The following is a 13,684-nucleotide window of genomic DNA, read 5'->3' as shown; positions in this document are numbered from 1 at the left end:
ATCCGGTGCGGCGGCCCTCCGTCGTCGTTCGCCTGCAGCGCCGTCGTGGCTGGTCGCGCAGTTCCCCGCGCCCCTTCGGGCGCTTAGCGCGTGCCCCGCAGCCGCCGCCACGGCGTGAACGTGAAGACCGCACCACCCAGCAGGATGACCGTTCCGGCGACGAGGGCCAGCGCCCGCAGGCCACCGTTGTCCTCGGCCCCGGTGTCGGCGAGGTCGCCGCCCGCCGCGCCGCCCGTGGCCGTACCTCCGGAGTCGCTGCCCCCCGCGGAGCCGGAAGCGGAGCCCGAAGCGGAGCCCGACGCTCCGCCCGGCTGGGCCGCCGTGTCGAGGTCGAGGGAGACGGGGGCCGCGCCCTTGACGGTGCAGGGGATGGCGATCTTCTGGCCGCCCAGGGTGACGTCGATGTTCAGGGTGCCGGGGGCGAGGGTGGTCCTGCCGCCGGCGCCGGGCTTGTACGTGCCGGTCATGTTCGGGAGGTCGACCGGCTTGCCCTGTTCGAGGGGCTCCTTGTTGCCGGGGCCCGTGACGTTGACGCTGCCCTTGTCGGCGCCGCCCAGGGTGAGCTGCAGGGAGGGCTTCAGGGCGCCGGCGGGGAGGGCGGCCGGGCTGTTCATGACGCCCTTGGCGGTGGCGACGGTGAGGCCGAAGCTGCCGCCGTTCTTCTTGGCGCTGACGGTGATCTTCGTCTTGATGCTCGCCGGTCCCGGGGACTTGCAGGCGTACTCGACGGCGACCTCCTTGCCGGGGAAGTCGGTCTTGCCGCCGTCGTCGCCACCGGTGGTGCCGCCTGAGTCGGATCCGCCGGTGTCCGAACCGCCCGAGTCCGAACCGCCGGTGTCCGAACCGCCGGACGTGGTCCCGCCGGACGTCGTCGAGCCGCCCGAGGTCGTGCCACCGGCCGTCGTGCCGCCCGCCGTGGTCCCACCGGCCGTCGTGCCGCCCGTGGTGGTGCCACCGCCGTCCGTCACCTTGATCGTCGCGGACGGCTTCACCTCCTCCTTCGGCGTGCACCTGGTGTCCGTGGAGATCGGCTTGCTGACGTTGATGCTGTACGCGCCGGGGGTGAGCGTGACGTCGCCCGCCTTCTCCAGCTTCAGCTTGCCCTTCATCTCGGGCAGGATCATCGGGCTGTTCTTGGGGATGGGCGGGTTCTGGCGCGGGCCCTCCATCTTGAGCTCACCCGCCGCCGCTCCCCCGACCTTGAGGGTGCCGGTCGGTTTGACGGTGTCCTTGTCGAGGTCGAGGACGTCGGGGTTCTTGGAGGCGGCCTCGACCGTCTTCCAGACGACCTCGACCTCGTCGCCGACCTTCGCCGTGGCGGGCGCGGTGACGGACACCTTGGTGGTGCCCTGGACAGCCGGGAGCCCGGAGATGGGCGGCGGAATGCACTCCGTCCTGTACGCGACTTCGGCGGCCTGCGCGGGAGGTGCGGCCAACAGCAGTCCCGCACCTGCGAGCATCAGCGCGATCCCTGCCGCGCTCATCCTCCGTTGCGTCTTCACAGATTGCCTTTCGGAGTAGGGGGATGGGTGGTGCTCTCGTGCGGTGCGGAAACCTGTGCGTGCGGGGGCGGAGCACCGGGTGCGGTGTCCGGGGTGAACCACGGGAGGGCGGAGGTCGCCGTCGCGGCCGTTCCGGCGGCCCCGGGCGCGGGCTCTTCCGGACGTACGGTGCGGGGGCGCGCCGAAGCCCGGGGCACGCGGGGCACACGGCGAACGGCCCTCGCGACGGCCCCGGCACCCGGACGTACCCGGTCCACCACGGCCATCCCGATCCGGAACAGCGCCGCCGGGACCACGATCCCCACCAGCAGCCAGAACAGGACCACACCCCAGGGCCGGTCCACGCCCCACGGCTGGGCGGCCATCACCTTGGGCCCGTACTTCACCGAGACCAGGTAGTCGCCGTGCGCGCCCGCCGGGAGCTGTACGTCCAGCGCGACCTCGGCCCGTTTGCCGGGGGCGATCGTGCCGCGCCACTGGCGTTCTTCCCAGATCGGCGCGAACACCCCGTGCGAGGTGCCCACCTGGAAGACCGGATCGACGACGGGGGCCGATCCCGCGTTGCCGAACTCAAGGACGACCTTGCGGGTCTGCGGTGCGCCGAACCAGGTCAGCAGCGTCCCCGACCCGTCGAGCCGTACCGTACGGTCGACGACCGAGAGCCGTCCGGCGTTCGGGGCGGGCTTGGGCAGCGGCGCGACGGGATGCCCGGCCACCTTGAACTCGGCGTCCACCGTGGCCTGTTGGCCCTGCACCGTGGCGACGTGCACGACGCACGGGCACGGCTTGGGCGGTTCGGCGACCGCGAGCGTGCGGCTGAAGCGGCCCTCGGCATCGGTGGTGACGGCCCTGCCGTCGGCATTGGCGCAGGAGTTGGTGCCGCCCGGCACACCGGCGGCGGGGGACGACTCGCCGCAGATGAGCATCATCAGCAGTGCGCCCGGCCGCCAGCCGCTCCCCCTGACGGTGATCTCGCCGCCCTTGCCCGCCTCTGTCTTGGAGAGGGTGACGCCGGGCTTCGCGCTCTCGTCGGCCACGGCGACAGCAAGTGGCAACAGCAGAAGGAGAGTTGTCAGCACCGTCGCGGTCAACCGTCCACTAGCCCTCGTCATGCGCACTCCTCCTGCGTCGTACGGTCCACAGCGCCGCGCCCGCGACCGCCGTCAGCAGCACGGCGCCCCCGCCGAGCACCGGCACCCACGTCACGAAGGTCTTTGTGGCGGCGCCCTCCTCGCGGATGCCGCCGTCCGCGGTGACGGTGAGGCGGGCGGCCGTGCGGTCGAGGGCGGGGGTGTCGGGCCAGGGTTCGGCGTGTTCGGTCCGGCGGCCGGGGGCCAGGGCGCCCACCGGGTGGGGTGCGCGGCGCAGCAGTTCGCCGAAGAGGCCTTCGGCGCGGACGGCGACGTGCGGGACGAGCGTGGTGTTGCCCCGGTTGACCAGTGCGTACCGGATGACTCCGTCCCCGATCCGTACGTCCTCGACGGAGAGCGCCGCCAGCGTCGGTCCGCTGACGCGGAGTTGGACCGCGGTGCGCTGTGCGCGCCCGTCCGGCGCCGATGCCACGATCGCGCCCGGGTGGTCGCCCGGCTGTGCGCCCGCCGGGACGGTGACCGTGAACGGGACGTCCGCGCGGGTGCGCGGTGGCACTTTCACCTCGGCCGCTGCGAGCGCGATCCAGGCACCCTCGGCATCCTCGGCCCGCAGGCTGACGGTGCGGGGCTCGCGGCCGGGGTTGGTGACGGACAGCTTGTCCTCGAAGACGGTGCCGGGGGCGCCCTGGAGGTAGAAGTACGGACGTCCGCCGCTGTCGGGCCGGGTGCCGCCGCCGGAGGCCGGTCCCGCCGTCCAGGCATCGGCGGCCGGGGCGGCGACCGCCGGTGCGGCGGCGGCCATGGCGGCGGGTGCGGGCCCGGCCGCGTACAAGGGTCCCAGCCACCCCAACAGGGCGATGAGCAGGCGGAGTCGACGACGCACGATCACTCCGGTCGGATCAGCTCGCGGACTGCTGGTTGCGCTGGTTGCGCCGGGTGAGCCAGAGCACTCCGGCGGCTCCGGTGAGCAGGACGGTGCCGCCGAGGGTGCCGAGGGCGACGGCGGAGTCGAGCGGGCCGGTCTTCGGGAGCCCGCCGCTGCCGGATGGCGCGTTCTGGGACGTACCGCCGGACCCGTCGTCCGAGCCGCCTCCGGAACCGCCGCCCGAACCGTCGCCGCCGCCCGAGCCCTTGACGTCCAGCTCCAGTGAGGGCTTGGGGCTGTTGGAGGGGGTGCAGGTGGTCGTGGTCCCCAGGGCCTTGATGGTGAGGACGGAGGCGGTGAAGGTGACCTTGCCGTTCTTCTTCGGGGTGTACGTCCCGGAGAGGTCACTGATCTTGATGGGGGTGTTGGCGGGTATCGCCGAGGAGTTGGCGGGGCCCGCGACGCCGACCGTGCCGCCGTCGGCGCCGCCGATCTTGATTTCGGCGCTCGGCTTCATGGCGCCCTTGCCGAGTTCGACGGGGCTGGAGGAGACGCCCTTCTGGAAGGACATGGTGAGGGTGTAGCCGTCGCCGCCCTTGACCGCCTTGATCTCGATCGGGGAGACGGCGCCCTTGTTGCCGATCGGGGTCTTGCACTGGTAGTTGACGTCGACGACGTCGGCCTGCGCGGCGGGGGCGGCGACCAGCACCACCGAGCCCGCAACTGCCGCCGCCAGTGCGAGAGTTGTCCGCTGACGGGTCCGCTTCTGGTACGACACCTGTGATCCCCTCGTACGCCGGAACGCCGCATTACTGACGGCGCATCAGATTGGGCGCTCAAGGTACGCCGGGGACCTTGGGAGGGGAAGACAAAGAGCACGCCGTATCGACGTGCCCTCTCACAGCATCCTTATCGGTCAACCGCTATGCGGGAGCGGCCAGTTCCGCCCAGACCGTCTTGCCCGCGCTCTGCCCGGAGCCTTCGGGCGTACGGGCGACGCCCCAGTCCAGGCACAGCCGCTGGACGATGAACATGCCGTGACCGCCGGGCCGGCCCGCGCGGTGCGGGGTGCGCGGGGCGGGCTCTCCGCCGCTGCGGTCGGTGACCTCCAGGCGCAGGACCTTCCCGTCGCTGGCGACGCGCAGGCTCTCGGGGCCCTCGGCGTGCAGGCACGCGTTGGTGACCAGTTCCGAGACGACAAGCAGGACGTCCTCGGCGGCGGCGCGCCGGTCGGCGGTGGACGCGGGCAGCCAGCCCCAGTCGTACAGCGCCTGCCGGGTGAAGTCGCGGGCGAGCGGAACGATGCCGCTGGCCCCGTTCAGCGGGAGGGAGCGCACCTGCCCGCCGGCGGCGGCGGGCGGGGAGCCGGGCGGGGACGGGACACCGGAGGCCGGGGCCGGCCGAGGAGCCTCGGACCGGGCGGACACCTCGGAGGACGTACCGCGGGACGCCTCCTGGGATGTGGCGTCGGCCACAAATCCGATGGGGACACCGGTGGACGGCCCTGCGGACACCGGCCCGGACAGAGCTGACCCGGACAGAGCCGACCCGGACAGAGCGGTGGATCCGGACAGTTCACCGGACGCGGGCACATCGGCGGGCGCGGGGCCGGGCACCTCAGCAGCCGCAGGCCCAGCAGGCACATCGGCAGCCGCGGGGCCGGGCACGTCGGCGGGCGCGGCAGCCGCAGCGGACGCGGGCGCAGCCGACGCGTCGGAGGCGGAGGCGATGCCGTCCGGCTCTGGGCCGAGGTCGCCCGGCGGATGCTGCCGGGTGGTGCTCATCAGCGCTTCACCTCACCGAATCACCAAGTCGTCGTTTGCAGGGTCTGAGGTTCCTCCTGCCCGACCGATCCGTGAGAACACCCACGATTCGCTACGAGCCGCGCCGCACGTCTCACGCACGCCGCACCAGGAGGAAAGCAGCTGAGTCAGTCGCCGAGAGGAGGCGCGAGGGCGGCGTCGAGCGAGTCGTGGACGGTGAACACCGCTTCCGCCCCGGTGATCTCGAAGACCCGGGCCACCACGGGCTGCATGCCCGCCAGATGTACCGCGCCGCCCGCGGCCTCGGCCTTCAGCCGGGCTCCGAGCAGCACGTTCAGCCCGGTGGAGTCACAGAATTCAAGCAGCGAACAGTCGATGACGAGACGTGTCCGCCCGCCGTCGAGCGCCTGCTCCAGGGGTTCCCGAAGCAGCTCGGCCGTGTGGTGATCCAGCTCACCCGCCGGCGTCACGATCTCGTTCCGGCCCTCGGTCCGCACTTCGACCTGAAGCCGGCCCCGGTTCGCGCTGCCGACCGTCCCGCGGTCCATGCCCGTCCCTTTTCGCCGTCGTGGTTCTGCAGATTCACAGCTGTGCGTGGCCCCGCGTCCCGACCGCGCCTCAACCGCACCTCAAGGGCGCATCAAGGCGGCGAGGGGCGGCCCCGACAGCAGCAGAAGACTACGCCTTCTTCACACGCACGGGTAGTCGAACAACGCCCTGAACTGGTCTTATTCGGACATAAGGCACTTGCAAGTGTCCGTCGGGAGCGGGTAGGCCTAGTAGGGACACATCCGACCACCGTCCGACCACCACCGGCTTTGGAGGCGCCGCTTCACCGCAGGAACACGTATCGGCATCGGCAGCCATATGCCGAGAACGATGGAGGAGACCATGTCACCCCGGCTCGACGAAACGCGTACTCACCACAAACAGGACGCGGCGTCGACACCCCCGCCCCAGCAGATCGAGACAGGAACCGGAAGCGGCGCGAGCACCGTGGCCACTGTGGCGCCCCCCACGCCCACGACGTCCACCTCTGCCCAGACGCTCACGGAGCGGCCCGACGGCCTCCGTGACCTTCCCGAGATTCCGCCGTACGACGAGGTGGGGCCGCTGGATGCCAGGGCCCTGTCGAAGACGCTCTTCGGGCGTCTCGAATCCCTCGAAGAGGGAACCCACGACCACGCATACGTCCGCAACACCCTGGTCGAGCTGAACCTGGCCCTGGTCAAGTTCGCCGCCTCCCGGTTCCGCACCCGCAGCGAACCGATGGAGGACATCATCCAGGTCGGCACGATCGGCCTGATCAAGGCCATCGACCGCTTCGAGCTCAGCCGGGGTGTGGAGTTCCCCACCTTCGCCATGCCGACGATCATCGGCGAGATCAAGCGCTTCTTCCGTGACACCTCCTGGTCCGTGCGCGTCCCGCGCCGTCTTCAGGAGCTCCGTCTCGACCTCGCCAAGGCGGGCGACGAGCTGGCCCAGCAGCTGGACCGCTCCCCCACCGTGGCGGAGCTGGCCGACCGGCTGGACATCACGAAGGAAGAAGTCGTCGAGGGCATGGCGGCGAGCAACGCGTACACCGCGAGCTCGCTGGACGCCCAGCCCGAGGAGGACGACTCCGAGGGGGCGCTGGCGGACCGGATCGGTTACGAGGACCACGGTCTGGAGGGCATCGAGTACGTCGAGTCCCTCAAGCCCCTGATCGCGTCGCTTCCCACCCGTGACCGTCAGATCCTCTCGCTGCGCTTCGTCGCCAACATGACCCAGTCGGAGATCGGCGACGAGCTGGGCATCTCCCAGATGCACGTCTCGCGCCTGCTCTCACGCACACTGGTCAAGCTCCGCAAGGGTTTGACCGTGGTGGAGTAACTCCAGCCGCCACACCGGCTGCTGGACCTGCTGGACTCTGAACGTTGGGCTGCCCCAGGCCGTATCCGGGGCAGTCCAACGTTCTTCTGTGCGGGCACTGTGTGCCGGTGGTGCAAGGACCGCCTACCCAGGACCTCACACAGCAAGCACACCATTTCGCCAAACCGCCGAGACGAGCGGCACACCGGGCCGGTACGCCAGGTGTACGTGGCTGGGCGCGTCGAGCAGCGCGAGGTCGGCGCGGGCCCCGGCCGTGATCCGCCCGACGTCGGTACGCCGCAGCGCCTGCGCACCGCCCGCCGTCGCGGCCCACATCGCCTCGTCCGGCGTCATCCCCATGTCGCGTACGGCGAGCGCGATGCAGAACGGCATCGACGAGGTGAACGAGGACCCCGGGTTGCAGTCCGTCGACAGCGCGACGGTCGCCCCGGCGTCGAGCAGCCGCCGCGCGTCGGGCCACTGGGCACGGGTGGAGAACTCGGCTCCCGGCAGCAGTGTCGCCACGGTGTTCCCGTTCGCGAGGGCGTCCACATCCGCATCCGTCAGATGCGTGCAGTGATCGGCGCTCGCGGCATCCAGCTCCACACCGAGCTGGACCCCGGGCCCGTACGACAGCTGATTGGCATGGATCCGGGGCAGCAGCCCCTTCGCCCTGCCCGCCGTGAGGATCGCCCGCGCCTGATCCCCGTCGAACGCGCCCTTCTCACAGAACACGTCGATCCAGCGCGCGTACGGAGCACACGCCTCCAGCATCTCGCCCGTCACGAGGTCGACGTAGGCGGCCGGGTCCTCGGCGTAGTCGGGGGACACGATGTGCGCTCCGAGGTACGTAACCTCCGACGTCTGCGTGCTCGCGATGCGCAAAGCACGTGTTTCGTCCTCGACGGTCAGTCCGTACCCGGACTTGGTCTCGAAGGTCGTCGTCCCCTGCCTCAGGGCCTCGCCCAAGTACTTCGCGAGGTTGGCCGCCAGTTCCTCGTCGCTCGCGGCCCGGGTCGCGGCGACGGTGGTCCTGATCCCGCCCGCCTTGTACGGCTGGCCCGACATGCGGGCGTTGAACTCCTTGGTCCGGTCCCCTCCGAAGACGAGGTGCGAGTGCGAGTCGACGAACCCGGGGATCGCGGCCCGCCCGCCCGCGTCGTACGCGCGGTCGGCGGCCGGGGCTTCCGCAGCGCGCCCGACCCATCCCACGCGGTCGCCCTCGACCACGACGGCGGCGTTCTCGATCAGCCCGAGGGGGCCGTCTCCGAGGGTGGGGTCGTTGGTGACGAGGCTGCCGATGTTGCTGATCAGGGTGGTGGTGGAGGCACTCATACGAGCATCCTCGCAGCAGGGCCCGGGGGTGGGAAGGCGGGGCGTCGCTGGTGGTGCAGGTCGTGGCGGACCAGAGCCGGCTCGACCACCCCCGTCCGAAAAATGTCCGACTTACACGTGTACATCGGACATTTTTCGGAGGGGGTGTGCCGAGGGCGGTGGAAGAGGGATGCGGCCTTCCTAGGACCGGCCGCCGAACTGCCACGCATGGACCTCGACGGCGGCATAGCGGTCGGCGGTCAGGACGGCGCGTGCCGCGTCCGGGTCCGGCGCACGGAGCAGCGCCGCCGTGCCCAGCCAGGTGGCGCCGTCGTCGGACAGCAGGGGCCCGTAGGCGATCAGCTCGTCCGCCCGCCCGGACGGTACGTCGAGGTCGACGGGCTGCCCCGAGCCCAGGCCGATCACCAGGTACCGGTTCCCACCGGTCCGGCCACCGGGGAAGTCCCACATGGTGCGGCCCAGCAGGTTGCGCCAGCGGCGCAGCAGTACGTCCTGGTACACGCCGGCCTGGTAACCGGGCTCGTCGAAGGCGAACGCGCGGGCGGCAAGCACGTCCGGAAGATCGACGACGTGCACGCTGCCGGTGGGCGCCTCGGCGTCCGCCGTGAGCGTCGGGCCGCGAGCGATCAGCTCCTTGGCGTACCCGTCCATGTAGGACCAGTGGGCTTCCAGCAGTTCGTGGCGCAGGGGGAGGGATCCGGGGCGGTCGCGGTGGTAGCAGAAGAACTCCATGCCCACAGGTTTCCCGACACGCGGTCGCATCTCAATGGACTTCGGCACCACGGCCCCACACGCCGTTGCCCCGTCGCCACCACGGGAGACCGGGGGGCCGATCCTGGTGCGTATCGTCGCGGGCGAAGCAGTGCGACAGGTCGGACCTGGACCGTCGCACTGCCCGCCGGAGGTCAGACGTGCAGTGCCCCGATCGAAGCGGCGAGGGCCGCCGCCGTGTCCAGGACGGTGGTGTGGATGCCGTCGCGGACCACATGCCGGCCGCCCACGATCGTGTGGCGGACGTCTGCGCCGGTGGCGGCGAAGACGGCTGTCTCGGCGCCCAGTATCGGGACGGGGCCTGCCGTGCGGACCGTGTCGAGGGCGATGGTGGTGAGGTCGGCCAGTCCACCCGCCTCGATGGTGCCCGCGTCCGCCCAGCCGAGGGCCGCGTGGCCGTCGGCCGAGGCGGCCCGCAGGAGGGCCGCTGCCGTCCAGTGACCTCGGGTGCGGGAGCGGAGGCGTTCGTTGAGCTCCATGGCGCGCGCCTCTTCGAACAGGTCGATGACGGCGTGGCTGTCACTGCCGAGGGAGAGCGGGGAGCCGGCCCGCTGGAGCCGGACCGCCGGGCCGATGCCGTCCGCGAGGTCGCGTTCCGTGGTGGGGCACATGCAGGTGCCGGTGGCCGACGTGCCGAGGAGTTTGATGTCGGCGTCGGTGAGGTGGGTGTTGTGCACGCCGGTGGTCCGGGGGCCCAACACGCCGTGGTCGGCGAGGAGTTGGGTGGGGGTGCAGCCGTGGGCGGCCTGGCAGGCGTCGTTCTCCGCCGTCTGTTCGGAGAGGTGGACGTGGAGGGGGGCCCGGCGGTCCTGGGCCCAGGTGGCGACCGTGGAGAGTTCGGTGGCGGGGACCGCCCGTACCGAGTGGATCGCCGCTCCGTGGCGGACGTACGGGGAGTCCACCAGGCCGGAGGAGACGCGCGACGCCCACGCGTCCGCCGTCCCGTCCGAGAAGCGCAGCTGGTGGGAGTTGGGGGCCGCGCCGAAGCCGGAGGAGAGGTAGGCGGTGTCGAGGAGGGTGAGGCGGATTCCGGCGTCCGAAGCCGCCGCGACCAGGGCTTCGCCCATCGCGTTGGGGTTGGCGTACGGGGTGCCGCCGGGCGCGTGGTGGACGTAGTGGAACTCGCCGACCGAAGTGATTCCGGCGAGTGCCATCTCCGCGTACACGGCGCGGGCCAGGGAGTGGTAGGTGTCGGGGGTGAGGCGGGAGGCGACTGAGTACATGACCTCGCGCCAGGTCCAGAAGGTTCCCGAGCCGACCTGGACCGTCGAGCGCAGCGCCCGGTGGAAGGCGTGCGAGTGGGCGTTGGAGAGGCCGGGGAGGGTGAGGCCGCGGAGGGCCACCGCACCCGGTGGGGGTGACTCGACTCCCTTGCGTACGGCGGTGATTCGGCCTTCGTCGTCGGACACTTCCACCGCCACGCCCGGCTCGACGTGTGTGTCGAGCCAGGCGTGTTCCAGCCAGTAGGTCGTCATGCGCAGGCGAGACCTTCCGTTACGTCGGCGAGCGCGCGCACCCCGGCGACACAGTCGTCCTCGGCTGCGTACTCCGCCGGGGAGTGCGAGACGCCGGTGGGGTTGCGTACGAACAGCATGGCGGTCGGGACGGACGCGGAGAGGATTCCCGCGTCGTGTCCGGCGCCCGTTCCCAGGACGGGGATGCGTGAGGGACCCTCGCCCCCGCCGCCGAGGAGGCGGGCGAGTTCGTCGCGCAGGGCGTGTTCGAACTCCACGACCGGGGTGAAGGACTCCCGGACGATCTTGAGGTCGATGCCGGAGCGGGCGGCTGCCTCGTGGGCCGCGGCCTCGATGCCCGCGATGACCTGGTCGAGGGTGTCCTGGTCGGCGGCGCGCGAGTCGAGCCAGCCCCGGACGAGGGACGGGATGGCGTTGACGCCGTTCGGTTCGACGGAGATCTTGCCGAAGGTGGCGAGGGCGCCGGTGAGCCCGGCCTGGGCGCGGGCGGCGATGACCGTTTCCGCGTACGTGAGCATGGGGTCGCGGCGGTCGGCCAGGCGGGTCGTGCCCGCGTGGTTGGCCTCGCCGTGGAAGTCGTACCGCCAGCGGCCGTGCGGCCAGATCGCGGAGGCGATGCCGACCGGGGCGCCACCCGCGGCGGAGCCGCTGATGGGCCACGTGTCCAGGGCGCGACCCTGTTCCACGTGCAGCTCGACGAACGCGCCGATACGGGCCAGCCGTTCCGGGTCCGGGCCGATGGTGGACGGGTCGTGACCCGCGGCCTCCATCGCCTGCGGGAGGGACACACCGTCCCCGTCGCGGAGTTCGTACGCCTTCTCGGGGGTGAGCTGTCCGGCAGCCAGGCGGGAGCCGACGCAGGCCAGGCCGAAGCGGGCGCCCTCCTCGTCGCCGAAGTTGGTGATGGCCACCGGCTTCGTGAACTCCGCACCCCTGTCGCGCAGTTCGTCGAGCGCGGCGAAGGAGGAAACCACGCCGAGCGGGCCGTCGAAGGCGCCGCCGTCGGGGACGGAGTCCAGGTGGGAGCCGATGACGACCGCGTCGCCCGCGGTGGCGTCGCCCTGCCAGGCCCACTGGTTGCCGTTGCGGTCCAGCTCGTAGGTGAGGCCGCGTGCTTCGGCCTGCGTACGGAACCAGGCCCGGCAGTCGGCGTCGGCCGCGGTCCAGGCGTGGCGGCGGTAGCCGCCGGACTCGGAGCTGCGGCCGATCGGCAGCAGCTCCGCCCACATCTCGTGGAACGAGGAGGTCACGCGTCCCCGCCCTTGCCCGCGTCGCCCGCGCTGCCGGCGCTGTCCGCGTCGCCCTCGCGCATCGGGACGCGTACGCCCTGCTCGTCGGCGGTGCGCTCGGCGATGTCGTAGCCCGCGTCGACGTGCCGGATGACGCCCATGCCGGGGTCGTTGGTCAGCACGCGGCGGATCTTCTCGCCCGCGAGCTTCGTGCCGTCGGCGACGGAGACCTGGCCCGCGTGGATCGAGCGGCCCATGCCGACGCCGCCGCCGTGGTGGATGGAGACCCAGGAGGCGCCGGAGGCGACGTTGACCATGGCGTTGAGGAGCGGCCAGTCGGCGATCGCGTCGGAGCCGTCGAGCATCGCCTCGGTCTCGCGGTACGGGGAGGCCACCGAACCGCAGTCGAGGTGGTCGCGGCCGATGGCGAGGGGGGCGGCGAGGGTGCCGTCCGCGACCATGTTGTTGAAGAGCTCGCCCGCCTTGTCGCGCTCGCCCTGGCCGAGCCAGCAGATGCGCGCCGGGAGGCCCTGGAAGTGGACGCGCTCGCCGGCCATCTTGATCCAGCGGTGCAGCGATTCGTTCTCCGGGAAGAGCTTCAGCAGCTCGCGGTCCGTCTTGTGGATGTCGGACGCCTCGCCGGAGAGGGCTGCCCAGCGGAACGGGCCCCTGCCCTCGCAGAAGAGCGGACGGATGTAGGCGGGGACGAAGCCCGGGAAGTCGAACGACCGGGAGTAGCCCGCGAGTTGGGCCTCGCCGCGGATGGAGTTGCCGTAGTCGAAGACCTCGGCGCCCGCGTCCATGAAGCCGACCATGGCCTCGACGTGCTTGGCCATCGACTCGCGGGCCCGCTGGGTGAAGTCGGCGGGCTTCTCGGCCGCGTACGAGGCCATCTCGTCGAACTCGATGCCGAGGGGGAGGTAGGCGAGCGGGTCGTGGGCGGAGGTCTGGTCCGTCACGATGTCGATGGGCGCGCCCTCGGCGAGCATGCGCGGCAGGAGCTCGGCGGCGTTGCCGAGGAGGCCGATCGAGAGGGGCTTGCGGGCGTCGCGGGCCTCGACGGCCAGTTGGAGGGCGTGCTCCAGGGAGTTGGCGCGTACGTCCAGGTACTTGTGCTCGATGCGGCGCTCGATGGCGCGCGGGTCGACGTCGATACAGATCGCGACGCCGTCGTTCATCGTCACGGCGAGGGGCTGGGCGCCGCCCATGCCGCCGAGGCCCGCGGTGAGGGTGATGGTCCCGGCGAGGGTGTTGTTGAAGCGCTTGGCGGCGACCGCGGCGAAGGTCTCGTAGGTGCCCTGGAGGATGCCCTGGGTGCCGATGTAGATCCAGGAGCCGGCCGTCATCTGGCCGTACATGGTGAGGCCGAGGGCCTCAAGGCGCCGGAACTCCTCCCAGTTCGCCCAGTCGCCGACCAGGTTGGAGTTGGCGATGAGGACGCGCGGGGCCCACTCGTGGGTCTGCATGACGCCGACCGGGCGGCCGGACTGGACGAGCATCGTCTCGTCCTGCTTGAGGGTCTTCAGCGTGCGCACCATGGCGTCGAAGGAGCGCCAGTCGCGGGCGGCCTTGCCGGTGCCGCCGTAGACGACGAGCTTGTCGGGGTGCTCGGCGACCTCGGGGTCGAGATTGTTCTGCAGCATGCGCAGGGCGGCTTCCTGCTGCCATCCCAGGGCGCTGAGCTCCGTACCGCGCGGGGCTCGTACGGGTCGGGGTCCTGACATGGGTGCCTCCTGGTCGCGGGCATGATGTTGTTATTCACATCCTGGCGATCTGAATAGAACTAGTCAACACCCTGGAAG

12 protein-coding genes are annotated in these 13,684 nt (G+C 71.5%); 1 reads left to right on the top strand and 11 read right to left on the bottom strand.

The genetic code is table 11. From position 1 onward, the window contains the following. Positions 1–83: 83 nt before the first annotated feature. The 6 genes from ACWGIG_RS15650 to ACWGIG_RS15625 all read right to left on the bottom strand — a co-directional run bounded on the left by ACWGIG_RS15650 (position 84) and on the right by ACWGIG_RS15625 (position 5,769). On the bottom strand, positions 84–1,484 hold the full coding sequence (locus ACWGIG_RS15650) for a hypothetical protein (protein ID WP_453322126.1): 1,401 nt from the start codon (positions 1,482–1,484) through the stop codon (positions 84–86). 14 nt (positions 1,485–1,498) lie between these two features. Further along, a complete protein-coding gene (locus tag ACWGIG_RS15645) occupies positions 1,499–2,614 on the bottom strand; it encodes a hypothetical protein (RefSeq protein WP_453322125.1) in 1,116 nt (371 codons plus the stop codon). Beyond that, positions 2,601–3,476, bottom strand: coding sequence for a COG1470 family protein (locus ACWGIG_RS15640; protein ID WP_453322124.1), 876 nt, complete (start codon positions 3,474–3,476; stop codon positions 2,601–2,603). Before ACWGIG_RS15640 ends, ACWGIG_RS15645 begins: the two co-directional genes overlap by 14 nt. A gap of 16 nt (positions 3,477–3,492) precedes the next feature. Then, positions 3,493–4,236: a peptidase gene (locus ACWGIG_RS15635; RefSeq protein WP_453322123.1), complete on the bottom strand. Its 744-nt coding sequence runs from the start codon at positions 4,234–4,236 to the stop codon at positions 3,493–3,495. Positions 4,237–4,381: 145 nt separating this feature from the next. Continuing rightward, positions 4,382–4,885, bottom strand: a complete 504-nt coding sequence (locus tag ACWGIG_RS15630) for an ATP-binding protein (protein ID WP_453322130.1) — start codon at positions 4,883–4,885, stop codon at positions 4,382–4,384. Positions 4,886–5,388: 503 nt separating this feature from the next. Further along, positions 5,389–5,769 (bottom strand): STAS domain-containing protein, encoded by a 381-nt coding sequence (locus tag ACWGIG_RS15625; protein ID WP_453322122.1) that lies wholly within the window; start codon positions 5,767–5,769, stop codon positions 5,389–5,391. A 343-nt stretch (positions 5,770–6,112) separates the two neighbouring features. On the opposite strand from ACWGIG_RS15625, the gene ACWGIG_RS15620 reads away from it, so the two are divergent. Then, the gene (locus tag ACWGIG_RS15620; RefSeq protein ID WP_453322121.1) at positions 6,113–7,093 is read left to right on the top strand and encodes an RNA polymerase sigma factor SigF; all 981 of its coding nucleotides are present in this window, start codon (positions 6,113–6,115) and stop codon (positions 7,091–7,093) included. A gap of 135 nt (positions 7,094–7,228) precedes the next feature. Here ACWGIG_RS15620 and hutI read toward each other — a convergent pair whose 3' ends face one another. The 5 genes from hutI to hutU form a co-directional block, all read right to left on the bottom strand. Continuing rightward, the gene (gene hutI, locus ACWGIG_RS15615; RefSeq protein WP_453322120.1) at positions 7,229–8,407 is read right to left on the bottom strand and encodes an imidazolonepropionase; all 1,179 of its coding nucleotides are present in this window, start codon (positions 8,405–8,407) and stop codon (positions 7,229–7,231) included. Between the two features lie 180 nt (positions 8,408–8,587). After that, on the bottom strand, positions 8,588–9,139 hold the full coding sequence (locus tag ACWGIG_RS15610) for a YciI family protein (protein WP_453322119.1): 552 nt from the start codon (positions 9,137–9,139) through the stop codon (positions 8,588–8,590). 173 nt (positions 9,140–9,312) lie between these two features. Continuing rightward, complete coding sequence (locus tag ACWGIG_RS15605) at positions 9,313–10,653, bottom strand: formimidoylglutamate deiminase (RefSeq protein WP_453322118.1); 1,341 nt, start codon at positions 10,651–10,653, stop codon at positions 9,313–9,315. Beyond that, entirely contained in the window at positions 10,650–11,882 is a 1,233-nt protein-coding gene (locus ACWGIG_RS15600) for an allantoate amidohydrolase (protein WP_453322129.1), read from the bottom strand. The genes ACWGIG_RS15605 and ACWGIG_RS15600 overlap by 4 nt, the downstream gene beginning before the upstream one ends. Positions 11,883–11,899: 17 nt before the next feature. Then, positions 11,900–13,606, bottom strand: a complete 1,707-nt coding sequence (gene hutU, locus ACWGIG_RS15595; protein ID WP_453322117.1) for a urocanate hydratase — start codon at positions 13,604–13,606, stop codon at positions 11,900–11,902. Positions 13,607–13,684: the final 78 nt, after the last annotated feature.

It is taken from the genome of Streptomyces sp. NPDC054863, assembly GCF_053610825.1.
This window is presented reverse-complemented; position numbering and strand designations above follow the sequence as displayed.

Excerpts from the sequence above, each read along its gene's own strand:
- ACWGIG_RS15650 (WP_453322126.1), bottom strand. The coding sequence starts at position 1,484 with ATGAGCGCGGCAGGGATCGCGCTGATGCTCGCAGGTGCGGGACTGCTG.
- ACWGIG_RS15610 (WP_453322119.1), bottom strand. The coding sequence starts at position 9,139 with ATGGAGTTCTTCTGCTACCACCGCGACCGCCCCGGATCCCTCCCCCTG.
- hutU (WP_453322117.1), bottom strand. The coding sequence starts at position 13,606 with ATGTCAGGACCCCGACCCGTACGAGCCCCGCGCGGTACGGAGCTCAGC.
- ACWGIG_RS15625 (WP_453322122.1), bottom strand. The coding sequence starts at position 5,769 with ATGGACCGCGGGACGGTCGGCAGCGCGAACCGGGGCCGGCTTCAGGTC.
- ACWGIG_RS15600 (WP_453322129.1), bottom strand. The coding sequence starts at position 11,882 with ATGTGGGCGGAGCTGCTGCCGATCGGCCGCAGCTCCGAGTCCGGCGGC.
- hutI (WP_453322120.1), bottom strand. The coding sequence starts at position 8,407 with ATGAGTGCCTCCACCACCACCCTGATCAGCAACATCGGCAGCCTCGTC.
- ACWGIG_RS15605 (WP_453322118.1), bottom strand. The coding sequence starts at position 10,653 with ATGACGACCTACTGGCTGGAACACGCCTGGCTCGACACACACGTCGAG.
- ACWGIG_RS15620 (WP_453322121.1), top strand. The coding sequence starts at position 6,113 with ATGTCACCCCGGCTCGACGAAACGCGTACTCACCACAAACAGGACGCG.
- ACWGIG_RS15645 (WP_453322125.1), bottom strand. The coding sequence starts at position 2,614 with ATGACGAGGGCTAGTGGACGGTTGACCGCGACGGTGCTGACAACTCTC.